The following is a 24,712-nucleotide window of genomic DNA, read 5'->3' as shown; positions in this document are numbered from 1 at the left end:
TTTAAATACCCCCTAAAATCAATTTCTTTATTATTGTACCAAACTCTGATGCATTCTCGATATGAGGAGCATGCCCTGCGTTTGAAATTTCATAGATTTTTATATCTGGTCGCTCTTCCTGCATGTGTCTTGCGATGGCTTTGAACTTGAGATCGTCTGACCCGACAATCAAATCGGTGCGGGGGAGACGCTGTAATGTGCCCCATAACGACGGCATATGCCCCGTTCCGATTGACCGCAAACTGTTTGCGAGGGCATTCGGGTGTTGGGCGAGCCGGTCTTTTCGGAGTGAACGTTTCATGTCTTCCGTCTGTCGCCAAAGCGGAAGGTTCTCCCAGCGATTCACGAATGCAGCGATACCCTTGGTTTCAATCAAGTGAGCCAATTCTGCATCTTGGCGGCGGCGTGCGGCTCTTTCCTTAGAAGTGAGCAGACCGGGGGTCGTGCTAATCCCGATGACATGTTCGACACGCTCGTCGCATGCGGCGAGTGTCAATGCGATTCTCCCACCGAGTGAATAGCCGACGACTGTCCAAGGTCGGTCGTCCGTATCCAGTAAGCGGGACAAATCCTTAACTTGCTGACTCATTGTCGAACGATTGACTGAAGGGTGCTCCGTTGCGCCATGTTGGAGGAGCGACGGTGACACAAGACGAATCGGTAATGTAGGGAGCGAATCGACCCAATGGGCGTTTCCAGTGAATCCGTGTAAAAATAATACCGGTTTTCCCTCACCGCGATGAATCACTTCATAACGTACGCCACGTAAATCGATGTTCATGATTCGTTCTCCGTGATGAGGCGAGCGCAGACAGATTGTGTCCAACCTCGATGGATCGTCACATTCTCCTCACGATTCGATGGGAATTCGATTAAATGAACGCCATCTTCAATCGCTTCTTGAATTTCATCCGGTCGTTCAATTAGACGATACGATAAGCCATATGTGTCAGCAAATCCACGGATATTTAAATCAAGCGGTGTGCCGAATAAATCTTCGAACAACTGTGTGTCGACAGAAGCCTGCGGGAGGAAGGAAAATATCCCTCCACCGTTATTGTTAGCAATCACGACGGAAAATTTTCCGGGATGATGCTTTAACAGTTGCAAGGCGTTGCTATCATGATAGAACGCTAAATCACCGATCAATAGAGCGCCGTGAGCCGTATCATAACTGCTTCCGAGTGCAGTGGATAACACACCATCAATTCCGTTTGCGCCTCGATTGGCGAGAACGTGTATATTCGTGCCGGCAGACAGTGATGTATCTACATCTCGAATCGGCATGCTATTACTGACGAATAGACGCTCGATTGATGTATCAAGCAATCGTTTCGTCAATTCTACCTCACCTTGAAGTGACGATTTTGCAGACTCGGCAATCTCTTCAAAAAAGCGTAAACGCTCAAGATACCGAGGTTCGTTTGCCGATGCGATGAGCGGTAGAAAATCGAGTGCGTCGCCGTAACAGATGGTGGCTCGGCTACTTGGGTCGCGATAAGATCCCGGTTCATCGATGACGAGTTGGTCCGCCATGGCCATCCATTGATTGAATCGTTTCGAAACAGGTGCAGCCCCGAAACGGACGAACACCTCGGGTAGCCAATCGGTCCGATGCTCACTCGCGAGCCACGTGTCATAGTTGGTCAAGACACCGTCGAAACGTCGCATGCCACTAAGAGGATCGGCAAAAATCGGGATCTGTCGTTCGGAAGCGAATTCAACAATGGATTTCTGCCAAGATGTCGGGGTGTAAGGTCCGACGACGAAGGCGAGTCGTTTTTGACTCGTGCATTCCGAGAAAATGTTTTTGTCTGCTTGTGTCGGCCGAATACGCTGTCGTTCTGGCAAGACAGGGTCAGCTTTTAACATCTGTTTCAATGACTCGAGGTCAGGAAGCAGAGGCTCTCGAAACGGTACATTCAAATGAACAGGTCCCATCGGTGCTTGCATTGACAGATTCGTGAAGCGGGTAATCGTTTGTTTCATAAACGATAACGTTGTCTCCTCTGGAACAGGCAAATCAATGCTCGTCTTCACTTGTTCACCGTAGAGGCGGACTTGATTGATTGCTTGTGGAGCCCCGACATTGCGCAGTTCATGAGGACGATCGGTTGTCAGTACGACGAGTGGCAAATGCGATATGAACGCTTCTGTCACAGCCGAATAGTAGTTTGTTGCCGCCGTTCCACTTGTGCAAATCAATGCGACCGGGCGAATTGTTTCTGACGCACGGGTCAGTCCAAGAGCAAAAAATCCGGCAGATCGTTCATCGACGATGATGTGATGACGAATCTGAGGATGAAGATATGCCGCTACAGCGAGCGGAGTCGAGCGGGATCCTGGGCTGATGACTACGTCTTTTACACCGGACGCAACAAGCCGATTTACCATGGATGCGACCCAATCGGTCAAAACCTTATTCATCTAGGGTGCCTCCTTGATTGTGTAAATCAAACTGCAAAGCTTGTTTGATTGGACTCATTTTTATTTCTGTTTCTTCGAGCTCTTGCTCGAGTGCAGAGTCTTTCACAATCCCACATCCAGCATACAGTGCGACGAATTGGTGTTGAACGAGTGCAGAGCGAATCGCCACGACAAACTCGCCGTCGCCTTCATTGTCTACCCAACCAAACGGAGAACCGTACCACCCGCGGTCGAATCGCTCGATTTCACGAAGCAATCGGACCGATGTCCGCTTCGGAGAGCCGCCGAGTGCTGGCGTTGGATGTAGCGATTCCGCAAGTGACAGCAAGGAAGCATTTGTTTCGAGTGTCGCTTGAATTGGGGTGTGTAGATGGAACACCGAGCGATTGGCCAAAATTTGCGGAGTATCTCGTGTTTGAATCGGTGCAGTATAGGGTGTCAACGCCTGCTTGATGTCTTTCACGACAATTTGATGCTCCTCACGATTTTTTGAATCGTTTAGGAGTTTCTCTTTCGCAATTTCTGCCTCGATCTCGGTTTTCGGACGCTTGATTGTCCCGGCGATGGCAGCCGTGTTCAGTTGCATGCCTTCTTTTTGAATCAATCGTTCAGGAGTCGCCCCAAAGAAACCAGTGTCACGCTTTGGTTGATACAAATAGATGTAACTAGATTCTTGATGATCTGCTAAATGCTTCAAACTTTTTGAGAAGGGGAACGCATCATCGGAACGCTGATAAATTTCTTCGCGGGCAATCACGATTTTTTCAACTCGTTCTTCTTCAATCAACTGTTTAGCCTGTTGGAAACTGGACTTGAAGTGATCGACCCCATCTTTCACTTTTGTATAAGACGGCGTCGCTTCTTCCGTCGGACGAAGTGAACTGAACTGGCCCAACTGATCTGCCAATTGAATCAAATACTGTTCGACCGACTGCTTCGAAGAGACGAGAGTGGCCACTGTCAACGTGTGTCGGTCTTTATAGCGACGGTATAAAAATTTTGGGACGACGAGTGATGCCTCCCCAAAGGCATCCCACATACTTTTTTGTGGTCGCATAAACGTGTCGAATGAAAAACCGGCGAACGCGTGGATTGTCGCATCGACATCTCGTCGGTGAAGACTCCAATCGTATTGAAGTCGCTGAAATCGTTCGGGTCCAGAAGCGCTCAAGACGAGTGCATCCCCGCAACCTAGCATTTCGAGCGTCCGGTCTGGTGTCATGAAATAATAATGGGACGTATCGGTGTTCTGGATGATTTGAAAAGCATCGAACGCCGAGATTTCCCATGTGTATGATGCGAGGACAGGCCGTTGCCAAGCTCGCGCCCGTTTATGGGCCTGCTCAATTCGCTGTTTTATATGTGTTTGAGTATCTGGCATAAAAGAAAAGCCTCCTCAATCGGATAGAATTCTCAATCTTTAGTGTATCATGAGTTCGCAATACACCTGCCTATGAAATGCTCGGGAAATGATCAAGAATCTAGGATAATGGGCTGGCGTTGACAGATTTTTTCATCGAGACGTAAACTAACGAAGGGAGGGAACGAAATGAAACAGAAATCGAAAGGGGCATATTGGCGAATGATTCGCCCGCATACCCTGACCGCAAGCTTTATTCCGGTCTTGCTCGGGACGTTCATCGTCCTCGATCAAACCGAACTCAAGTGGGGACTTTTCCTTGCCATGTTAGTGGCATCTGTCCTTATTCAAATCGCGACGAACTTATTTAACGAGTATTATGACTACAAGCGTGGTCTTGATCATGAGGGGTCTATCGGGATTGGGGGCTCCATCGTCCGTGACGGATTTACACCGCAGCAAGTATTAGCGGTGGCGCTCGGCATGTATACGATTGCGGCACTACTCGGGCTCTACATTGCGGCATCTACAAGCTGGCATTTGCTTTGGATTGGCGCGCTGTCTATGCTTGTCGGCTACCTATATACCGGAGGACCGCTCCCGATTGCTTATACGCCGTTCGGTGAAATTGTCGCGGGGCTATTCATGGGATATGTCATCATCGGGATTGCCGGCTTTATCCAAATCAATACGGTGACGACGGAGTTGCTACTCGTGTCGTTCCCGATGGCCTTGTTGATCGGAGCAATCTTACTTGCGAATAACATCCGCGATTTAGATAACGATAAAGAGAATGGTCGAAAAACGATCGCATGTCTAGTCGGTCATCGACGTGCGGTGTATGTATTGGCCGCATTCTTTATCGCGGCATTAATCGGCATCATCTTAGCGGTCGTAATATATGGCGTCACTCCGTGGGTCTTGCTGTCGCTCTTTACGGTGCCGGTCATGGTCCGGGCGATTCAACGGTTTTGGCAAAAGGCAGAGCCGGCCGCATTGATGCCTGCGATGGCGATGACAGCGAAAGTGAACACGCTGTTCGGAGCATGGATGGTCATCGGACTCATCGTTTCAAGATTTGTTTTGTAAAAAAAGAGGAGGCGTTAACGTGTCAGTCGTAAAAGAAATGCTTGAATTCAATAAACGTTTCGTAGAGGAGAAACAGTACGAACCGTTCGTATCTGATAAATTCCCAGATAAGAAAATCGTGATTTTGACGTGTATGGATACACGTTTGACAGAACTTTTGCCTCAAGCGCTAGGACTTAAGAACGGAGACGCTAAAATCATTAAAAATGCGGGTGCAGTCTTGTCACACCCGTTCGGTTCGGCCATGCGCTCCATTTTGGTCGCTCTTTATGCGCTAGGAGCAGAAGAAGTCGTCGTCGTCGGACATTACGATTGTGGGATGGCGGCGATTGAACCGACTGTCGTCATCGAAGAGATGGAGCGTCGTGGAATCGACCCTCAAACCTTGAAGACGCTAAAGTCGTCAGGGATGGATATGGAGCAGTGGCTCCATGGTTTTGATTCGGTTGAAGAGAACGTCGTTCATTCTGTCAACCTCATTAACAATCATCCACTGTTGCCACCAGGAACGAATGTACACGGATTCGTGATCGACCCGGCGACGGGACGTCTTGATCCGATCGAAGCATAAGAAAGGAGCGCGTTCAGTTTGAACGTGCTCCTTTTGGGTTATCCGTACGTATTCGTCGGGATGTCGTCATAGTTATCTTCTTCTTGCTTTTGTTTCGCTTTCTTTATGTTCTTTTTGAAATCGCGTTCGTATTCCTGTTCGCTCGGTGTCTTGAAGAAACGCATCCATGTCGCGTTGATCTCAGATCCGATTAAAATGATCATCCCGGTTAATTGTAACCAGAGCAACGTGACGATGATTCCTCCGAGTGACCCGTAAGTCGAGTCATAACTTCCGAAGTTTGAAACGTATAGGTTGAAACCGAATGAAACGATTTGCCAACCGATGACACCGAAGATGGCACCAGGGATGGTACTTTTCCAAAAGACGTGCTGTTGTGGAGATACTTTATAAAAAATCGAAAGCGTCAAAATGAGGACAACCGTCGTAAGGACATATCGGAACACGTTGATCATCATTTCTTCGGCTCCCGTAATGTTGACGGGTAAATACTCAGTGACGAATGAAATGATTTGAGACCCGAACACGTTCGAGAGAATCAGCAGTAGCATTCCGATTCCAAGCAGAATCGTCAATCCGAGTGCCAACCCTTTTTTGACGAAAAAGTTACGTTCATTGTCTTCGCCATAAGCATGAAGTGACGTCGTGATTAGACGGTCTACCCCTTTTGAGGCGGACCAAATGGCCAAAATCGCACCGAGCGACAAGAGACCGCCTTGTGGTTCGCCAATCGCCTCGAAAATTCCCGTTAGAAACCCGGAAGCGGCGGACCCGGGTGCCAAATCGTTCAATTGATTTTGAAACGAATCTTGTGAGACATCAAAAAAGGACAAGAGCGCCAAAATAAAGATGATTCCAGGAAAAATGGATAAAAACCAAAAGAATGCGAGGGTAGCCCCGTAGTCTTGTACATCATGCTCTTGAAATCTTCGAAATAACTCTTTCCCAAATGAAAGCCAATTCTTTTTTTCCTTCACTTCTGTCATTGCCATTATAAAACCCTCCTGACTCGATCGTTAAAAAACGTTTCCCGATTTCGGCAGGGTGTACACCTGATTACTCCTCCGATAAGGTCAAATCGTAAAAACGTTCCTCATGTAAGGCGAGTTTTTCAGCAAGTGAAGGTGGACGAACGGGGAGATGAGGGAGTGCAGACCGTTTGATCCACATCGGTGTATACGATCCGTTAGTCTGTTCCTCTTGAAACTCTTCACCTGTTCCGGTCCCGAATTCGCCACCTGTCATCTTCGCCCAATAATAAGGATTTAACTCGTTATTGAATGCGACGTAGGCAGCGACACCTTCTAGTTCCACGTGAACACCGAGTTCTTCAAATGCTTCACGTACGGCCGTCTCTTCTGTTGTGTGCCCATATTCGACTCCGCCACCTGGGAAAACGTAATAGAGGACGTTTTCTTTTTCGCGACGGATCAAAGCCACTTCATCTCGATCATTCATTAAAATGATCGCGCTTCTTAATTTCGTTCGAACCAATGAGATCGTTCCTTTCGTTCCTGTGATTTTGCACAAAACGCATCGACGATTCGCCGATGCGTTCTTTTCATTCTTGCGTAGGTTGTTCTAATGATGCGTACATCTCTTGCGTCAATCCGTTCTCATGAGAGGCGATGACTTTTCCTGCGACGCGCATGCCCAATCGAAGCGCCTCTTCAATCGAGTGTTGTTTCATGAGCTCCGAGATGACAGCGGAGAAGAATGAATCACCCGCCCCTGTGGAGTCGGCGACTTTCACTTTTGTCGTCGGGACGTGACCTTGTTCGTTCGTACGAAGGTCGACATATACAGCGCCAAGCTCACTCATCGTGACGATTGTGAGGGGAGCACCTTTCATGGCGAGTACTTCCGCGACGCGAAGGGCATCGTCCACTGTAACGATTGACATGTCGGACAAAATTTCCGCTTCCTCGCGACTGCAGATGAATCCTGTGAATCCTTGAAGCAAATGACGGTTTCGTTCGATGACGGATAGATGGCCACAGACACCATAAAGCGGTAAATCCATTTCACGGCATAGTTCAATCGTCTCGTTCAAGACGTTGACCGATAAGTCTAAATCGATGGCGACCGCGTCGCTCTCTTCGAAGACCGTATCGATTTGACGTAAAATCGCTTCTTCCATACGGGCTTCGTCTGGTTGTTTCGAAATAGATGTTTGAAGATCACCGTTGTTGTCCATTACAGCGAGCCACATTCCCATACCATTATCGTCAAGCATGTCGACCCCATCGACGTTTACATTCAAGCAACGTAACTCTTCGAGGACACCGACACCGATTTGGTCGTTCGTGACGGTCGAGACGAAGCGGACATCGTTGCCGAGCACACCTAAGTTTTGAGCAACGTTTCGACCTGTTCCGCCATTGGAAAAAGTGATGTCGCCGACATTCTTCGCATCTTTGTGGAGCGGTGCGAAGGAAGTCCCTTTAATATCGACAAACACCTTGCCGATGACTGCAATCGTATTCATATCTTGTACCACCTTTAGTCAATCTTTCGATCTGTTTCAGTCTGTAGACACATTGTTTCAATTATAACGAAATCGACATATTGTTTCAATCATCGATTCCATTTTGTCGAATGGATCACTCCCACGATGACGTGAGGAGTCGGAGGCCGTTCAAAATAACCAAAATGGTTGAGCCTTCATGTCCTACAACCGCGAACGGCATGATGAGTAACTCAAAGATGTTCGTTGTAATCAAGACAAGAATCACACCGAGTGCAAAAACGACGTTCTGTAAGACGATTCGATTTAATTTGCGCGATTGACGAATGGCGTCACTCAATCGGACGAGGTCGTTTTTCATTAAGACGACATCTGCCGTTTCTAGTGCGGCATCCGTACCTTCGCCCATGGCAATCCCCACGTCGGCGGTCGCAAGGGCGGGGGCATCATTGATTCCGTCGCCAATCATCCCGATTGTTCCATATTCCTCTCGTAACACCTTGATTTGCGAAACCTTCTCTTCAGGCAAGCATTCGGCGATATAGCGTGTCAACCCAGCTTCGTTCGCAATAGCGCGAGCGGTTGCCTCGTTGTCTCCGGTAATCATGATGGTCGCAATCCCTAAGTCGTTCAGTCGCTTGATTGCTACCTTTGCCTCGGGTCGTAGCGTGTCACGTAAGGCGTAAGCACCGATTGTACGTGTCTCGTCACTGATGAAGACGAGTGTATGACCGGCCTCTTTCAATCGTTCGACATCATTCTTAAAGAAATCACCGCTTCGGTCAGCGAACTTCTGTTTTCCGACCCGATACGTCGTCCCGTCAATCGTTGCTTCAATTCCGGAGCCTGTGATGTCTTTGAAGTGTGTCATTTCCCCGCTATGTTTTCCGGTGTAGGAAACGAGCGCTTCAGCAAGTGGATGCATCGAATGCTCTTCAATCAAACTGACAATTCGGTTGACGTCCTCTTCTTCTAATGAAGGTGAGATGAGCGCTTCTTGCACAATCGGTTTCCCAATTGTGAGTGTCCCGGTCTTGTCAAAGGCGATTGCTTTTAGACGTCCCATGTTCTCGATATGAGCACCGCCTTTAAAGAGAATCCCGTGTTTTGCAGAAGAGGCGATGGCAGCCAGCGCGGCCGGTGTGATGGCGGCGACGAGTGCGCAAGGGGAGGCGCCAACGAGAAGGATCATGCCGCGATAGATGCTCGTTTCAAGAGACCACGACGTGACGAACGGTCCGAGAATGATGATGGCCGCAACAGAGAAGAGCACGATTTGAACATAACGCCCTTCATATCGATCGATGAACTGTGCAGACGGTGATTTCTCTTCTTGTGCCTGTTGGACCATTTGAATGATCTTTTGGAACAGCGTTTCCGTCGCAAGTTTTGTCACTTCGATCGTCAATACTCCGTTCAAGTTGACGCTCGATCCGAACACGTCATCACCGACTTGACGATCGACAGGGACGGATTCGCCTGTGATGGCGGCTTCTTCTACGGATGCATTCCCTTTTACAATTTTTCCATCAACCGGAATGCGTTCACCAGGACGGACATAAATCCGATCTCCGACACGAAGGTCGTCGATATGAACAACCTCGAGTTCATCAGTGTCTGTTAGACGAGTCGCCTGTTCCGGCTGTAATTCCATTAACGATTCGAGGGCACGTTCATTTTTGTTCATCGTATATGTCTCGAGTGCCCCGGATAAAGCAAAGATGAAGATGAGGATTGCCCCTTCCATCCAGTACCCAATCGAAGCGGCACCGATGGCGGCGATAATCATGAGAAGCTCTACATTCAGCGATTTCGTCTCAATCGTATCCGAAATCCCTTCTTTCGCTTTTGCGTATCCTCCGATGAAGAAGGCGGATAAGTAAAGTGTGACATGAATCCAAGGCGCTCCGCCTTGTGTTTCGGCGATATAAGCGAGTACAATCAATACACCGCTAATGAGCGCCATGATCAATTCAATATGTTCGTACCAGCTAGCCCGTTTGAAAACGTGGCTTTTTTCGTGCGTGACCGATTGGACATTCATCGATAATCCCTTCTTTCTAATTGAGAATAAATCTCGATTAAATGATAATGACTGATGATGATTATCATCTTCAATTGGCTTAAAATAAAGAATTTATAGAAGTTTAATCTGAATCCTTTATTTATAATGATTATTATCTAGATTTATCTTAACACGCTTATCAGTGACTCACAAATAAAAAGATTAAGGAGTTTTTGTGTCATGCAAAATATATTTGAACGCCCTTGGACGGTGGCGTTATTGGCGATTTTCAATACGTTGTTATGGGGGAGTGCGTTCCCATTCATCAAGTTGAGTTATGAGAAACTTGATATCCAATCGAATGAGTATGGGCAACAACTATTGTTCGCTGGCGAGCGCTTTTTACTCGCAGGGATTCTATTGCTCATCATCAGTCAGACCGTTTTGAAACGGTCTGTCCGATTCACCCGTGAAAAGGTAAAGGCGTATGCGCATCTCGGTTTGTTTTTGACGTTTCTACAATACTTGTTCTTCTATATCGGACTGTCCATTTCGACCGGGGTCCAGGGATCAATCATTGCTGGTTCTACATCGTTTTTCCAAATGGCCCTCGCTCATTTCCGATATGAAGACGACAAATTGAATCGATTGAAGGGGTTTGCTTTAACGTTTGGTTTTTCTGGAATCGTCATCGCGAACTGGCCGGCGACCGGATCTGAAGTTGGTTTTGGGTTAGGAGAGATTTTACTCATCTTGGCGATGGTATCCGGAGCGTTCGGGAACTTGATAGCGAAGGACTACTCGAAGACGTATGATGTTGCCCCGATGACGGCTTGGGCGATGGTGATCGGTTCAGTTGGGTTACTGCTGATCGGCTATCTATTAGACCCGAATGGTGTTTCCATGCCGTACACCGGACAGACGATTGCGTTCTTGTTTTACTTGGCGATGTTGTCAGCGATCGGATTTACATTGTGGAACACGTTAATGAAATACAATCCGGTCAGTCGAATTTCACTCTATATCTTCTTAGTTCCCTTATTTGGAGTCATGTTGTCAGGGATTTTACTCGGTGAAACGATTCCATGGAATGCGGTGGTCGGACTCGGATTCGTTATTGTCGGCATTTATTTATCTACGTATTTTCAAGGTCGCCGTACGAAAAAACAAACGGATGTCATTTGAAATAGAGACAGAGTTGACGGAATTGAAATCCCATGACAAAATATATTAAAAATTCTGAATTTTAAAGTTCGAAAATCGGTCTTCGTTTGTAAAGACTTGCGTGCGCAATCATTCAAAGGGAGGAGGAGAAACAATGACTAGAAATCGAATCGTTCGAAACATTCTCATCTCACGTCAGCCGAAAGATGAGTACGTCAAGTACGTGATGAAGTGCGTGAGTCAAAGTTTAAAAGAACGTCACGGTCCAGTGGCGACCCGCGCCACAAGACAAGGTGATGATATTCAGACGAGATGGCAGTTCGATGACCGTGTCGTAGAAGTGACGCTAAAATCCGATGTACTCGCTTCGCTAGACACTGAACCATTCGCGCTAGACGAAGTGTTCATCCGAGCTTTACAGTTAAACGATGATGAAATGGAACGAGTAGTGGAATAAAACAGAGGCAGGTGGTTCATGGGAACCATCTGCCTCTATTTATAAGTCGATTGGTTTAGCGGTCGACGTGAAGAGTCGTAGCGCTAGAATACCGAGAATGACGGCATACATAAAGAAATAGACCTCTTTCGGTAAAGACAACCAGAAGGCACCGATCATCGGACCTGAGATCGAGCCGATGCTGAATGAAATACTGTAGAGCATGTTTCCCGTCGGCAGTAACGAACGGGGAAGCACCTCTGTCATATGCGCCAAACCGAGTGAATAAGTCGATCCTAGCCCGGCGCCGGCAAGTGCGAATAGGAAGAGTAGACCGACATAGGAATCGACAACAAGATTCGCCAAAGTGAATACGAGGGTACCAAACGTCAGCACGATTTGTAAGATCCGCTTCTTACCGTACAAGTCTGCGAGGCGACCAAGAGGAAGCTGAACGACAATCGACATGACGATGAACGTCGTGATGAGTGTGCTCGTTTCCGTCAAACTCATCCCATTCCGAGACGTAAAAATGGGAAAGTTGGCATTTAAGCTCGCTTCGAGAAACCCATATGTAAAGGCAGGGAGAAGCGTGTATCCCGCACCGACAAGAATCAGTCGAATTCGTCCTTTCGAGTCGGTCTTCACTTTTTCGACCTCCGGAAACTCGTTCTCGACTTTAAAGACGAGCATCAACGAAGCGAGACAGAAGAAGACGATGATGAGGAACGGTAACCAAAACCATAGGTCGACGAGTGGTGCGATCAATGGACCGATGGCAAAACCGAGACTGAAAGACATTCCATAATACGCCATCGCTCGACCGAGACTGCTCTTTTCACTTGCTGAGGTCACCCATACTTGTGACCCGTAGTGTAGAGCCGAGTCGCCGAATCCGATGAAGAAGCGCATCATCGCCCAAACGAGTAAGGACGGCCAAATCGGTAAAGCGAAGGTCGCGACAGCCGTCAATACGATACCGAGGACGATGGTCGGTCGGAATCCATATTTACGGACGAATCGCTCTAGGAGAGGCGCAGAGACGATCACACCGACGTAAAGCATCGTCGCGTTCAGTCCGTTCACCCAGGCCGGGGCCCCATCCCGTTCAATCAACGTGGATAAGAGTGGGATGAGCGCACCTTGAATCAAACCGGAAATAAAGACAATCAATAGTAAAATCATAAAACGAAAACGGAGCATAGGTTCACCTCATGAAGTCAAAGTAAAAAGCCGAGAAGGGTCTCAGCTTTTCGTGTCGTCAATCGGTTGTGGAGAGTGATTCAAATGCAGCAATTCATCATCCCAACTGCCTTGACTAAACATTTCATCATGCTCTACTTTGTCTGAAACGAATGCGGCTGTCAATAAGATGCTCAGTACTCCGCCAAAAATAATGATGGCCATCACGGTAATCATGAGGATATAAATCGCAGTCATCTACACGCACCTCGATTCATTTAATATACAGAACATTTCCCGAATCAAAATATTTAAAACGATGTAGCTTTACGAGATTGGAAATCGACCGTCGGATAATAGGCTTGTTTAACGAGTGCGTTCGGCCCGAGACACTTCACGGCAGGGCAGTGACAAGAGAGTGTAGCGTTCAATTGGCTGTTCGTCCACTTATCATACGCCTCTTGGAATGGTGTGTCATAGACGGTGCCGAGTGAACCGAGTTCATCACCGAAATCGGTCACGATGATCTGTCCGTCAAAGATATTCGTATTGAGACGAGAACGTCCATCTGGGTCGTTTCGAACGGTCACGTTTTTTGTTTCATGAAGTCGCTTCAACAGAGCACGGTCTTCAGGTAGGTCAGAACATGCATAGAATGGTAACGTCCCGAACAACATCCATACGTTCTCGTCACGGGCATCGAGTAAGTCATGGATGGCTTGTCGCGTATCAGCGAGCGATGCTGATTCGAGGGCGCTAGCGAAGTCTGCGGGGTACATTGGGTGAACCTCATGTCTTTGGCAACCAAGTGAGACAATTTCTTCATGGATTTCTTTCAAATGAGGAATCGTCCGCTTGTTGATCATCGTCTCCGCGGATACAATGATTCCTTCAGATGTGAGAGCACGTGCGTTGTCTTTCATCGTCTGGAGCATTTTCAATCGGGCCTCTTCACTCGGTTTCCGGTCCATCATCGCGAATCCGCCTTCAAGGAAATCGTCATCGGTGCCCCAGTTATGCGAAATGTGCAAAACGTCCAAGTAAGGGGTAATAAGATGATAGCGAGATAACGGTAGCGTCAAATTCGAGTTGATTTGCGTACGGGCCCCACGTTCTTTCGCATAACGTAACAATGGAACGACATAGTTGCGGACCGATTTCATGGACAGCATCGGTTCACCGCCTGTGATGGAGAAGGCACGCAAATGTTCGATCTCATCCAGTCGTTGAATCAATAGGTCGAGCGGAACTTCTGGTTCTTCCGTTTGGTCGAGCATATAACCGACCGCACAATGTTCGCAGCGCATGTTACACAGCTTCGTTGTGGTTACTTCGACGTTGGATAAGACGAGTCGACCGTGTTCGACTTGGTCGAGATAGGCTTCCCAAGGGTCGAAAGTTGGGGAGATGTTTTGCATGTGGATTCCACCTTTTCATCAAGTTACACGAAATAGTATGCTATAATAGCAACTCTTTGTCACGAACCAAAGGAGCGATTACAAGATGGGTAAATCACGAACAGATACTGCCGGAAAGATGAACGTCCTAAAATCGAGAACGGAATTACTCTGTCTATCGGTCAATACGCTAGACGAGCATACAACACCTGAAGATTTACATCGCCTGTTAGCCGACATTGATTCGTTGCGCGCTAAAGTAGTGCGTTACGCCAAAGACCTAGAACAATCGTCTCGAAAGGATGAATCAGATTGAAATTAATTACAGGAGATTTTAAAGATGTCACGGTCGAACGACTTGGCATTAATGGAGAAGGCATTGCGACACTTAATAGCATGGTCATCTTCATTCCGAACTTATTGCCGGGAGAACGAGCCAAAGTCGAAATCACGCGTGTGGAAAAAAACTATGCGGAAGCGCGTGTCGTCAAACGAGATAACGACTCGAAAGACCGCGTCAAAGCACCTTGTCCGATTTACGATGAGTGCGGGGGCTGCCAAATCCAACATATGAGTTCACGTCTGCAGATGGAGTATAAGGAAGAAATCGTTCGAAACGCCTTCCGTCAAAAGACGAAACTAAACGTGGACAAATCGGATATCCGTCCAACAATCGGAATGGAAGATCCATGGTATTACCGGAACAAGTCACAATTCCCACTCGGCACGCGTCGCGGTGAGATCGTATCAGGTCTCTACAAACCGAACTCGAACCATCTCGTGCCAATCGAGCACTGTATGGTCCAACAACGGGATACGACGAACATCAACAATGCGATTGTCCGTATTTTAAACGAACTCGATATTCCCGTCTACGATGCACGTCGCGACACGGGGTACGCGCGTACAATCGTCGTACGTTCGGGTTATAACACGAACGATGTTCAAGTCGTTTTGGTCGTCGGACATGAAGATGTCCCTGATTTAGATGAATTGAGCGACCGCATCATGGAATTGCCGAATGTTGTGTCGTTCCATATCAATATCAATGCAAACCGTTCGGGTGTTATTTTCGGTTATCGGACAGTTCACATCGCCGGTCAGGAGAAAATGGATGAACAATTAGACGACGTTCATTATCACTTATCACCACGCGCATTCTTCCAGTTGAATCCGGCACAGACAGAAAAAATGTACCGTGAAGTGGTCGAGGCCGCAGGATTGACAGGTGAAGAACGTGTGATCGATGCGTATGCAGGAGTAGGGTCGATCGGACTTTGGTTAGCCCCATATGCGAAAGAAATCCGTGGAATGGAAGTCGTGCCGGAAGCGGTCGAAGATGCCAATGACCATATGCGTGAAAATGGCTATAACCATGTCACATACGTCGAAGGGCGTGCCGAGCATTGGATTCCACGTTGGGTAAAAGATGGATGGATCCCAGACGTCATCGTAGTCGACCCGCCACGCACAGGGATGGACCATCAATTGATCAATTCCATCATCTCTTCTAAAACGAAGCGAATCGTTTACGTGTCATGTAACCCGCAGACGCTCGCACGTGACGCCGACCAGTTGATGAAAGCGGGATACAAAGTGAATTACGTACAGCCGTATGATATGTTCCCACAGACATCTCATGTCGAGTCGGTCGTCGTATTCGAGAAAAAGAAAAAGAAAAAATATTGACGAGACCGTGAAAAGGCTTGTCACGTAAGCGTTTTCACGATATAGTTCAGATGTCAGACTTCTTTTCAAATATAGAAGTGGAGGAACATCCTATGATCTCACAAGAACGCGTACAAGAACTCGTCCATAAAGCCATCGAAGCGCGCAAACGCGCCTATACACCGTATTCAAAGTTTAAAGTAGGAGCTGTCGTCATCGATACATCAGGAAACGAAATTACAGGATGTAACGTGGAAAACGCCTCGTACGGATTGTCAATGTGTGCCGAACGCACAGCCATTTTTAAAGCCGTGTCAGAAGGTAGTGACGCGATTGAAACGGTCGTCGTCGTCGGTGACACGGAAGGCCCGATTTCACCATGCGGTGCGTGCCGCCAAGTGATCGCTGAATTCGCTGGTGAAGACTTCACGTTGATTCTTGCAAACTTGAACGGTGATACGAAAGTGATGACGAAAGAAGAGATGTTGCCTTACGGATTTTCACCGAAGGATTTAACATAACAAGCTGCGGACAAACGTCCGCAGCTTGTTATGTGTCTTTATATTTCTTTTCACTCACTGAGTCATCTTTGGAGTGACGTTTATTCTTTTCATCCTTCACTCGTTCGTTCAATTCCTCGACAGGAATCGGGTCGACGGTTTGCATGCCGTCTTCGTCAAAGATGCTTTCTTTGTCCGTGTCTACCGCGTCCGGATTATCAAACGGACGTTTCGAAGTGGGTCGTTTTTTTTCCATCCAATCGCCTCCTTCCATTAGCCATTCCACTCGTAGAAATGTTGTAAACGTTTTCGATAATGGTTTTGAGATTATAAAATGGTGGAATGAAGAGTGCATAGTGAAGGAGGGGTTAGGATGGATCGGAAAGTGTTGATGGGGATTGTCTTAGGTGTTGCCGGTGCGGCGCTCGTTGCACCAAAAGTGGCGGCACTGCTTTCGCAACGTGAGGAAGAAGATACGTGGCAGAAGATGGATGAACGGGAAAGCGTCGATGCGAATCAAGATGAAGCGGAGCAAGGGCTCACGCAACTTGATTCAAGTCACCGTGCCGAATGGCAGGCGAACGGTTTTCCACAGACGCATGCCGAACGCGAACGACTTGAACGAGAGTCGGTCGAACAATATAAAGGGGAAGACATATGAAAAGAAAAGGCAGCCATCGCGGCTGCCTATTTACATATCAAATTCATCGTCAGGTAGAAGCGGCAGACCGACAGTGACAGTCGTTCCTTGTCCGACTTCAGAGCTGAAATGAAGAGACCCTTCATGACGCTCGATAATGTGCTTCGCAATGGCCAAACCGAGGCCGGTTCCGCCATCTTTTCGTGTCCGTGATTTATTGACACGATAGAAGCGTTCCGTCAATTTGTCTAAATCTTCTTTCGGGATGCCTCGACCTTCGTCACGTATTTCCGTGATTGCATATTCGGTTTCGGCGAACGTTTTCACATGAATCGTCTTGCCAGCATCCGTATATCGGAGCGCGTTGTCGAGAAGATTGCCGATGACTTGTTCGAGTCGGTCATGGTCACCGAGGATGATCAAGTCGAAGTCTAAATCCGATTCGATTGTCACGCCTTTCGCACGGGCAATCGGTTCAAGACGATAGAGGACGTCTTCAAGTACTTGCGAGTAAACGACCGGTTCTTTCGTCATCGGGTACGAATCGCGCTCTAGCTGGGCGAGATCGAGTAAGTCCGTGACAAGGCGCTGAAGCCGGTTCGTCTCGTTCTCGATGATGTCGTAATATTGCGCCCTCGTTTTTTCATCCAATGACTCATCTTGGAGCATCTCGGTATAACCGCGGATGTAAGAGAGTGGCGTGCGAAGTTCGTGACTGACGTTAGCTAGAAACTCTTTACGCTGTTCTTCAACAAGTCCGAGCGATTCCGCCATCGAGTTGAGCGTGTCTGCGAGTTCACCGATTTCATCGTCGTAGACGATCGGGATGCGGTGAGAGAAATCACCTTGCGCATAGACTTGAGAGGCACGCTTCATCTGAATGAGCGGTTGGATGATCGTGTCGATGATCTGTTTACCGAATAGGAGCAAGTTCACGATCATGAGAACGAGTAAAAACGTGATCATGAGCCGAATCGGTTGGAACGGTTCACTGATTTTACTGAGCTCCATATACAGAATGAGCGCATTGTCGAGTTCATCGTCGCGGATGAGAGGGAATGCGGTCATCAAAATATCGACGTCCTCGGTCGGATGCTTCCGGGTCACCGAGATGGCATATCCGTCTTGCAGTCGTTCGAGGTCCTGTTGCCTTAAGAAGGTTTTACCGGAGCCGAGGGTGTCCTCTCGAACGGAGGAGAGGAACACTTTCGTCTCGGTCAATTCGTTCGTGTACGTCATACTATCGGCGAACGCGTCCGAGAAACCGTCGGCCTTATAGATGGTGACAAGTTTCTCACCGCGATTGATGAGCAGTTCTTCTTGCGTTTGAATATAGAACTTGTCGTACAGATAAAACGTCATGATGAGAAACACGAACGCTGAGAAGAGGCTGGCTGTCCAGATGGTAATCCAAATCCGCTTCCTGATCGTGTATCGTTTCATCCGTTTGCCTCGAATTTGTAGCCAATTCCCCAGACTGTATGAATATAACCGCCCGCCTCGCCGAGTTTCAGGCGAAGCGTCTTAATGTGAGTATCGACCGTGCGAAGGTTACCATGATACTCGGTCCCCCAAATTTGATCGAGCAATTGTTCACGAGAGAATACTTTCTCGTCGTTCGTGATGAACAGATAGAGCAAATCAAACTCTTTTCGTGTCAAGTTGACGGTCTTCCCTTTCACACTGACGGTACGTCCTTCGATATCGATTGAGAGGACCCCGACATCAAACGTCGCTTCTTGTTCTTTTGAGAAGCTGTGCGTGCGACGGAGCGTCGCTTCGATTCGTGCGAGTAATTCGCGTGGGCTAAACGGTTTCGTGATGTAATCGTCTGCCCCGATTTTGAGGCCGTGAATGCGGTCGAGCTCTTCTGAGCGTGCCGTCAACAGGATGATGGGTACGTTTGAGAACTCACGGATGCGCATGCAAGCCGTCAATCCGTCGAGTTCCGGCATCATCACATCAAGTAAGACGAGATGGAACGTCTCTTCTTTCAAGCGTTCAATCGCTTCAAGGCCGTTTGAGGCGGTGACCGTCTCATACCCTTCTTTTTCTAAATTTGATACAAGTAAATCGCGCATTTGTTCTTCGTCGTCGGTCACGAGGATACGAAACATTGATTCTGACATATGCCATTCTCCTTTGCAAAACGGTTAACGGGAGTTGTGATAAATCCCTCATACTTCTATCATACCTATCTCTTCGAATTAGAACAGATTTATTCGGCTCCGACAAGTTCCCTCCATCAAATCCACACAAAAACGCCACAAAAAAGCCAATTCTTTGACAGAATTGGCTCATGCTTCGAGTTGTGCCTCGTATGGCACTTCGTATTCCGGGACGTGCAGGGCATGCAAGTACAATTGGAAGCTCGACTTGGATACCTCGTATAAAACATACTCCACGTCACCTTGGTTGATCTCCGCGAGCAGTTCAGAGCGGATCTCGTTCGCGCAAAACGCGTACGGGAGCTTCTCTGCTGCCGCAATCGATCGTTCATTCGATTTACGGATTTTTAAAAAAACGCTCTCAATATCAAGCTCGAAGAACAGTTCTGAGAAGAACGCCTCTTTCGCCACTTGATTATAACCTTTGCCATGATACGGCTTGCCAAGCCACGTGCCGAGGAATCCATAGCCGGATTCGACATCGAACAAGCTGATCGTCCCAATCGGGGTGCCATACTCGTTCGTGATGGTACGTGAGATGATATTTCCTTGCTCTTCTAGCTCGATGATTTGCTTCGTGCTAAATAAAAACTCGTCAAAATGGACCGTCTTTTGACGGACATACGGAAAGACATCTGGGTGTTGCATCAGTTCGAACAACTCCGCGCAGTCGGTGAGCTCACGAAATTTGAGCACCTTTACATTCCTCCTCCTATTTCAGACCGCTGAAGAATAGTCGTAACGAAAGCATACTTCTGGCTTCGCTGTTCGAACCGCCTTGGCTGCTTTATGAAGTTACAAGATAATTTTATATAGTATTTTTAAAAAAGCAAGTAAATTATGCGTAAAAACCCTTATGAAAAATAATGAAAATTACTCGACCTCATGATGGGTTTCAGCACGGTCCGTTTTGTACACGACTTCACCGTTCACAATGGTCATAATCGGCTTCGATAAGTAGTCGAGCGGGAAGTGACTCCAAAGCACCAAATCGGCATCTTTTCCGACTTCGAGAGAGCCGATTCGGTCGGCGACACCTAGTGATTCAGCCGGATTGATGGTGATTCCGCGTAACGCGATGTCGACAGGCAGTCCTTCACGTGCTGCAAGTCCGGCGCACAAGTTCAAATATTGGACCGGCGTGTACGGATGATCGGTCGTGATGGAGACAATCATGCCGTGTTCATGGAGAATGCGATACGTCTCCCACGTCTTGTTCTGAAGCTCGATTTTAGATTTTCGAGTAAACGTCGGTCCGACGGTGACATGTTTCACACCGAGTTCTTGTAGTTTTTCAACGACAAGATGACCTTCTGTACAATGTTCGATACGATAGTCGAGATCGAACTCTTGGGCAAAGCGAACGACAGATAAAATGTCATCGGCGCGGTGGGCATGCACACGAATCGGCATCTCTCGGTCGAGGGCAAGTTGAATCATCTGACTGCCGAACGTTCCGATCGTTTTGGTCGACCCGACGGTACGGAACGCTTCACGAAGCAACCCCATAATCCCCATCCGCGTCAAATCACCGGTTTTCCCCATACTATGAATCCGTTTCGGGTTTTCGCCGAGCGCCATCTTCAATCCGGCATAACGACGGACGATCATGTCGTCAATATAGCGACCGTGTGTTTTGATGACACTGGTCACACCACCGATGACGTTCATACTTCCTGGCATGACCTGAACGGCGGTTACGCCTGCCATCAGCGCTTCTTGAAATCCTTCGTCAAGCGGGTATACCCCGTCAATCGCACGTGCATGAGGCGTCATCGCTTCGACCGTTTCATTGGCGTCGTTTCCGACAGAGCCGGTTCCTTCATCATATAATCCGAGGTGGGTGTGAGCATCGATGAAGCCGGGGAATAAAAAGTTTCCTTCGGCTTCAATGACATGCTCCCCGTCAGTCGGTTCAAGCAAATCGGACATTTCGACAATTTTCCCGTCCCGAACACGGAGGTCTCCGTAAAAATGGGGGGCAGTGATGGGGTAAATATGGGCATTTCGGATTAGTAAGTGACTCACAATTCATTCTCCTTAAACATCTTGTAGTAGTTGTGTTAGAGCCGGTTCCAATGTTTCATAGCGGAAGTCGAAACCGTGTTGAAGTGCCTTCGTAGGAACGACTTTCGCACCTTCTAGGACGATGACGCTCTTTTCACCGAGGACGAGTTCCATCATTGGGGCAGGTGCCGGAATCCAGTGAGGACGGTGCATCACGTTCGCAATCGTCTTCCCGAACTCGTTCATCGTCACCGGTGTAGGTGCAGTACCGTTGACCGGTCCTTCGATAGAATCGGTCTCGATGACATGCACGAACAAGCGGACGAGGTCGTCTAAATGAATCCAAGGAACCCATTGCTCTCCTGAACCAATTTTACCACCGACCCCGAACTGATAGGGGAGTTTCATTAATGGGAAGGCACCGCCATCATTCGATAAGACGACGCCGGTGCGCATCGTCACAAGACGAACGCCTAAATCACGAATGGGTTCTGCTTCCTGTTCCCAGAGGACGCAGACATTCCCGAGGAAATTAGTCCGTGTCGGTAATGGGGTTTCTTCGGAATACGTAATGGAACGATCTTTACCGTATATGCCGATGGCCGAGCCGCTAATGACGACCTGTGGCTTTTGTTTCAACTGTTGAATGATCCGGACGACTTCCTTCGTCCCTTCGATTCGACTTTGAAGGATGGCTTGTTTCTGTTTGTGTGTCCATCGCCCGTCGTTGATTGAGGCGCCGGCCAAATGAATGAACGCATCTGTTCCCTCGAGTTCCTCTTCTGGTTTACTATTCGGTGTCAACCATTCGATAAACGATACCCCGCGATGGCGGGGACGTGGATGACGCGTCAACACGACGACTTGATGTCCGGCGTCGGCGAGTGCACGAACGAGTGGTTGACCGATGAGCCCGGTTCCACCAGTGATTGCGATTTTCATGAAATTCCCTCCGATATCATGTGTTGTTTCTAAAATGGGTATAAGTCAGTATATCCAGATGAATACCCTTTCTTCTAACTTATCAAAAATCCTCTACGTTTCTTGAACGTGATATGTTAGAAACATGGAATGGAGGGGAGTCGTTGTGAAAATTGCAAAGTTCACGACCCAAAAGAAGAACCAAGACCGACTGAACGTCTTCATCGAACGGGAGGGGAAAGAGGAGTTTGCGTTCGCCATCGATGTTGACGTATTCATCAAGTACGGGCTCACAAAAGGGATGGAGCTCGAAGACGATTTTGTGCAAGACGTCCTTGAGGCGGAAGAAGCTCAGAAAGCCTATAAGTTGGCCATCAATTATTTATCGTATCGAATGCGCGCCATTTCAGAGGTAAGGGACTATCTCGTGAAGAAAGAGTTAAGTGAATCTGCTATCAAACATGCCATCACGCGACTAATCGAGCAGCGTTATTTGAATGATGAGGAGTTCGCAAAAGCGTATGTTCAAACGAAATTCAACACAAGTCCAAGTGGACCAATCAAAATCAAACGCGAGCTCGAACAGCTCCGAATCCCAACGGACGTTGTTGAATCCGTATTAGAATCAATCTCACACGAAGATCTCGTCGAGAAGGCCGGAAAGTTCGTGAAAAGGAAACAACTGGAAACGAATCGTCGTTCTGCCACAGAAGTGCAACAAAGAATTCAACAAACCCTGATGCAAAGGGGGTTTACCTTTGATATTATTTCAGAGGCGATTCAAACTTTTTGGGAAGAAGAGGACGAAGATGTCGAGGTTGCGGCATGTCTGAAACAGGCTGAGAAGTTGAGTCGGAAGTTCAGCGGATACGACGCGTTCGAACGCAAACAGCGCATGAAGATGCAGCTTCGGCGCAAAGGATTTCCGTATGATGTGATTGAACGTACGTTAGATCGAATCGCTGAAGAAGAATCGTGATGGGACATCTGTTTACGGTAGGGGAAAACACGAAAAGGTGGGTCTACATTGACGATTTTAGAATGGATTACAGCACTGACACCGATTGTGGCCGTGCTCATCTTATTGGTCATTATGCGTTTACCTGCATCGGTAGCCATGCCCTTGTCACTTGTGACGACGGCGATTTTAGCGTTCTTCGTCTGGCAATTGGATGCGACACGAATTATGGCGGCGACATTACAAGGACTCGTCATCGCCGTTACGACAGTATGGATTGTCTACGGGGCAATCGGAATGATGAATACGATGAAAGAAGGGGGCGGGATGAACGCAATTCGTTCCGGATTCGTCAACATCACACCCGACCCTCGAATTCAAGTTTTGATTGTCGGATGGTTATTCGTTTCATTTATTGAAGGCGCATCTGGATTCGGGACGCCTGCAACGGTTGCAGCACCGCTCTTGATCGCACTCGGGTTTCCACCGATTGCCGCCGTTGTCATCGCACTATCTGCAGACGTGTCGGCTGTGACATTTGGTGCGGTCGGGACACCGGCACTCATCGGGATCGGGAACGGCCTATCTTTAGATGTGAACCAACCTGAATCGATTGCCTTCTTGACAGAGGTCGTCTTGCAGACGGTGTTGATCGATATGGTGGTCGGTCTATTCATCCCGTTCATTTTGATTTTGATGTTGACGCGGTTCTTCAGTAAAGAGAAGTCAATAAAACCCGCACTTGAGGTATTTCCGATTGCGATTGTGGCGGCGTTATTGTACAGCGTACCTGCGTACATTTGGACACTCATCCTCGGATTTGAGTTCGGTGGCATGCTAGGTAGTTTAACCGGTCTGGTCATCCTCGTTGCCATGGCTCGTAAAGGCATTCTCATGCCGAAACGCGTCTGGACGTTTGATGGATATGTGGATGAGCTAGAACCATCTGCTGAAAAGGTGACGCTCAAATCAACCACACGAGAATTGCCTCAGTGGAAGGCGTGGGCACCTTATCTCATTTTGACGATTTTCTTAGTGCTCACCCGTACTGTCCCATTTTTAAACGAACTCGCTCGCAGTGTCCGAATCAATCTCCCGGACATCCTCGGGGTAGAAGGGGTTTCGACGTCTTGGGAACCATTTTATTCACCAGGTTTTATGTTTATCCTGACAATTATTGCGACCTTCTTCTTACACAACATGAGTTGGTCACAAGTGACATCGGTGTTTAAGGCGACAACACTTGGAGTCGTCGGGACGGCCATCACGTTAGCGGCGTCGGTTCCGATGGTTCGTATATTCATCCACTCTGAAAATGGTGGTGCCGGACTCGCTTCGATGCCGGTCGAACTCGCGACGGCGGCTGCCGACACGTTCGGCGGAGTATGGCCACTTGTCGCTCCATGGATCGGGGCCCTTGGAGCCTTCGTCTCAGGGTCGGCGACGTTTTCCAATATGATGTTCTCGAGTTTGACGACAAACGTTGCGGATTCTGTTGGACTCAATGAAACGCTCGCTTTATCGATGCAGATGGCAGGGGCGAACGCAGGGAACATGATCTGTGTGTTGAACGTCGTAGCCGTTGCCTCGGTTGCCGGGTTGCTCGGCAAGGAAGGGACCATCATCCGTTATACGTTCATGCCGATGATTTACTACGTGACGGCGACGGGGGTCATTGGTCTCATTTTAGGCATGTTTTTCTTAAACTAAATCAAGTTACAATTTTTTTACAGAATAATGTTGACAATTTTC

At 48.0% G+C, this 24,712-nt stretch carries 26 protein-coding genes; 10 read left to right on the top strand and 16 right to left on the bottom strand.

Going from position 1 to position 24,712, the window contains the following annotated elements:
- Position 1: 1 nt before the first annotated feature.
- The 3 genes from KNO61_RS14895 to KNO61_RS14885 are packed head-to-tail and all read right to left on the bottom strand — an operon-like array spanning position 2 to position 3,808.
- The gene (locus KNO61_RS14895) at positions 2-781 is read right to left on the bottom strand and encodes an alpha/beta fold hydrolase (protein WP_214814514.1); all 780 of its coding nucleotides are present in this window, start codon (positions 779-781) and stop codon (positions 2-4) included.
- The gene (gene menD, locus KNO61_RS14890; RefSeq protein ID WP_214814513.1) at positions 778-2,427 is read right to left on the bottom strand and encodes a 2-succinyl-5-enolpyruvyl-6-hydroxy-3-cyclohexene-1-carboxylic-acid synthase; all 1,650 of its coding nucleotides are present in this window, start codon (positions 2,425-2,427) and stop codon (positions 778-780) included. Before menD ends, KNO61_RS14895 begins: the two co-directional genes overlap by 4 nt.
- Positions 2,420-3,808 (bottom strand): isochorismate synthase, encoded by a 1,389-nt coding sequence (locus KNO61_RS14885; protein ID WP_214814512.1) that lies wholly within the window; start codon positions 3,806-3,808, stop codon positions 2,420-2,422. Before KNO61_RS14885 ends, menD begins: the two co-directional genes overlap by 8 nt.
- A gap of 168 nt (positions 3,809-3,976) precedes the next feature.
- On the opposite strand from KNO61_RS14885, the gene KNO61_RS14880 reads away from it, so the two are divergent.
- Entirely contained in the window at positions 3,977-4,876 is a 900-nt protein-coding gene (locus KNO61_RS14880) for a 1,4-dihydroxy-2-naphthoate polyprenyltransferase (RefSeq protein ID WP_214685584.1), read from the top strand.
- 37 nt (positions 4,877-4,913) lie between these two features.
- Positions 4,914-5,447, top strand: a complete 534-nt coding sequence (locus KNO61_RS14875; RefSeq protein WP_251030864.1) for a beta-class carbonic anhydrase — start codon at positions 4,914-4,916, stop codon at positions 5,445-5,447.
- 38 nt (positions 5,448-5,485) lie between these two features.
- Here the strand turns inward: KNO61_RS14875 and KNO61_RS14870 are convergent, their stop codons facing one another.
- The 4 genes from KNO61_RS14870 to KNO61_RS14855 all read right to left on the bottom strand — a co-directional run bounded on the left by KNO61_RS14870 (position 5,486) and on the right by KNO61_RS14855 (position 9,958).
- Entirely contained in the window at positions 5,486-6,439 is a 954-nt protein-coding gene (locus KNO61_RS14870; protein WP_214873744.1) for a YihY/virulence factor BrkB family protein, read from the bottom strand.
- A 64-nt stretch (positions 6,440-6,503) separates the two neighbouring features.
- Positions 6,504-6,941, bottom strand: a complete 438-nt coding sequence (locus KNO61_RS14865; protein WP_078146366.1) for an NUDIX domain-containing protein — start codon at positions 6,939-6,941, stop codon at positions 6,504-6,506.
- Between the two features lie 67 nt (positions 6,942-7,008).
- Positions 7,009-7,935, bottom strand: a complete 927-nt coding sequence (locus tag KNO61_RS14860; protein WP_015880860.1) for a carbohydrate kinase family protein — start codon at positions 7,933-7,935, stop codon at positions 7,009-7,011.
- Between the two features lie 115 nt (positions 7,936-8,050).
- Positions 8,051-9,958, bottom strand: coding sequence for a heavy metal translocating P-type ATPase (locus tag KNO61_RS14855; RefSeq protein WP_214873742.1), 1,908 nt, complete (start codon positions 9,956-9,958; stop codon positions 8,051-8,053).
- A 201-nt stretch (positions 9,959-10,159) separates the two neighbouring features.
- On the opposite strand from KNO61_RS14855, the gene KNO61_RS14850 reads away from it, so the two are divergent.
- Entirely contained in the window at positions 10,160-11,104 is a 945-nt protein-coding gene (locus tag KNO61_RS14850; protein ID WP_214873740.1) for a DMT family transporter, read from the top strand.
- Between the two features lie 133 nt (positions 11,105-11,237).
- Complete coding sequence (locus KNO61_RS14845; protein ID WP_031421094.1) at positions 11,238-11,540, top strand: hypothetical protein; 303 nt, start codon at positions 11,238-11,240, stop codon at positions 11,538-11,540.
- 39 nt (positions 11,541-11,579) lie between these two features.
- On the opposite strand, the gene KNO61_RS14840 is transcribed toward KNO61_RS14845, so the two are convergent.
- Genes KNO61_RS14840 through yfkAB form a run of 3 tightly spaced genes read right to left on the bottom strand, consistent with a single transcriptional unit; the run spans position 11,580 to position 14,119 of the window.
- The gene (locus tag KNO61_RS14840) at positions 11,580-12,722 is read right to left on the bottom strand and encodes an MFS transporter (protein ID WP_078146369.1); all 1,143 of its coding nucleotides are present in this window, start codon (positions 12,720-12,722) and stop codon (positions 11,580-11,582) included.
- A 42-nt stretch (positions 12,723-12,764) separates the two neighbouring features.
- Positions 12,765-12,959 carry a hypothetical protein gene (locus KNO61_RS14835; protein ID WP_015880865.1) on the bottom strand — a complete coding sequence of 65 codons (195 nt, stop codon included), beginning with the start codon at positions 12,957-12,959 and terminating at the stop codon, positions 12,765-12,767.
- A gap of 53 nt (positions 12,960-13,012) precedes the next feature.
- The gene (gene yfkAB / locus KNO61_RS14830) at positions 13,013-14,119 is read right to left on the bottom strand and encodes a radical SAM/CxCxxxxC motif protein YfkAB (protein ID WP_214685591.1); all 1,107 of its coding nucleotides are present in this window, start codon (positions 14,117-14,119) and stop codon (positions 13,013-13,015) included.
- 85 nt (positions 14,120-14,204) lie between these two features.
- Between yfkAB and KNO61_RS14825 the strand changes: the two genes are divergently transcribed.
- From KNO61_RS14825 to KNO61_RS14815, 3 genes are all read left to right on the top strand, one after another.
- Positions 14,205-14,414: a hypothetical protein gene (locus KNO61_RS14825; RefSeq protein WP_015880867.1), complete on the top strand. Its 210-nt coding sequence runs from the start codon at positions 14,205-14,207 to the stop codon at positions 14,412-14,414.
- Complete coding sequence (rlmD, locus tag KNO61_RS14820) at positions 14,411-15,787, top strand: 23S rRNA (uracil(1939)-C(5))-methyltransferase RlmD (protein WP_214873738.1); 1,377 nt, start codon at positions 14,411-14,413, stop codon at positions 15,785-15,787. The genes KNO61_RS14825 and rlmD overlap by 4 nt, the downstream gene beginning before the upstream one ends.
- Before the next feature lie 92 nt (positions 15,788-15,879).
- Positions 15,880-16,287 carry a cytidine deaminase gene (locus tag KNO61_RS14815; RefSeq protein ID WP_078146373.1) on the top strand — a complete coding sequence of 136 codons (408 nt, stop codon included), beginning with the start codon at positions 15,880-15,882 and terminating at the stop codon, positions 16,285-16,287.
- A gap of 28 nt (positions 16,288-16,315) precedes the next feature.
- Here KNO61_RS14815 and KNO61_RS14810 read toward each other — a convergent pair whose 3' ends face one another.
- Entirely contained in the window at positions 16,316-16,522 is a 207-nt protein-coding gene (locus tag KNO61_RS14810) for a hypothetical protein (RefSeq protein ID WP_074037714.1), read from the bottom strand.
- Positions 16,523-16,639: 117 nt separating this feature from the next.
- On the opposite strand from KNO61_RS14810, the gene KNO61_RS14805 reads away from it, so the two are divergent.
- Positions 16,640-16,927, top strand: a complete 288-nt coding sequence (locus tag KNO61_RS14805; RefSeq protein ID WP_214814509.1) for a hypothetical protein — start codon at positions 16,640-16,642, stop codon at positions 16,925-16,927.
- A gap of 30 nt (positions 16,928-16,957) precedes the next feature.
- Here KNO61_RS14805 and KNO61_RS14800 read toward each other — a convergent pair whose 3' ends face one another.
- From KNO61_RS14800 to KNO61_RS14780, 5 genes are all read right to left on the bottom strand, one after another.
- Positions 16,958-18,349: a sensor histidine kinase gene (locus tag KNO61_RS14800; RefSeq protein WP_214814508.1), complete on the bottom strand. Its 1,392-nt coding sequence runs from the start codon at positions 18,347-18,349 to the stop codon at positions 16,958-16,960.
- On the bottom strand, positions 18,346-19,035 hold the full coding sequence (locus tag KNO61_RS14795; RefSeq protein WP_078146376.1) for a response regulator transcription factor: 690 nt from the start codon (positions 19,033-19,035) through the stop codon (positions 18,346-18,348). Before KNO61_RS14795 ends, KNO61_RS14800 begins: the two co-directional genes overlap by 4 nt.
- Before the next feature lie 168 nt (positions 19,036-19,203).
- Positions 19,204-19,770, bottom strand: a complete 567-nt coding sequence (locus KNO61_RS14790; protein WP_015880874.1) for a GNAT family N-acetyltransferase — start codon at positions 19,768-19,770, stop codon at positions 19,204-19,206.
- 177 nt (positions 19,771-19,947) lie between these two features.
- On the bottom strand, positions 19,948-21,102 hold the full coding sequence (locus KNO61_RS14785) for an amidohydrolase (RefSeq protein ID WP_015880875.1): 1,155 nt from the start codon (positions 21,100-21,102) through the stop codon (positions 19,948-19,950).
- 12 nt (positions 21,103-21,114) lie between these two features.
- The gene (locus KNO61_RS14780; RefSeq protein WP_214873736.1) at positions 21,115-22,023 is read right to left on the bottom strand and encodes a TIGR01777 family oxidoreductase; all 909 of its coding nucleotides are present in this window, start codon (positions 22,021-22,023) and stop codon (positions 21,115-21,117) included.
- A 145-nt stretch (positions 22,024-22,168) separates the two neighbouring features.
- On the opposite strand from KNO61_RS14780, the gene recX reads away from it, so the two are divergent.
- Together recX and KNO61_RS14770 are read left to right on the top strand one after the other, a co-directional pair.
- On the top strand, positions 22,169-22,981 hold the full coding sequence (gene recX / locus KNO61_RS14775; RefSeq protein ID WP_159563580.1) for a recombination regulator RecX: 813 nt from the start codon (positions 22,169-22,171) through the stop codon (positions 22,979-22,981).
- Positions 22,982-23,029: 48 nt separating this feature from the next.
- Positions 23,030-24,670, top strand: coding sequence for an L-lactate permease (locus KNO61_RS14770; protein ID WP_214814506.1), 1,641 nt, complete (start codon positions 23,030-23,032; stop codon positions 24,668-24,670).
- The last annotated feature ends 42 nt before the right edge of the window (positions 24,671-24,712 follow it).

Origin of the sequence: Exiguobacterium sp. s140 (genome assembly GCF_018617035.1) — a bacterium.
In the GTDB taxonomy this organism is placed as follows: domain Bacteria; phylum Bacillota; class Bacilli; order Exiguobacteriales; family Exiguobacteriaceae; genus Exiguobacterium; species Exiguobacterium profundum.
This window is presented reverse-complemented; position numbering and strand designations above follow the sequence as displayed.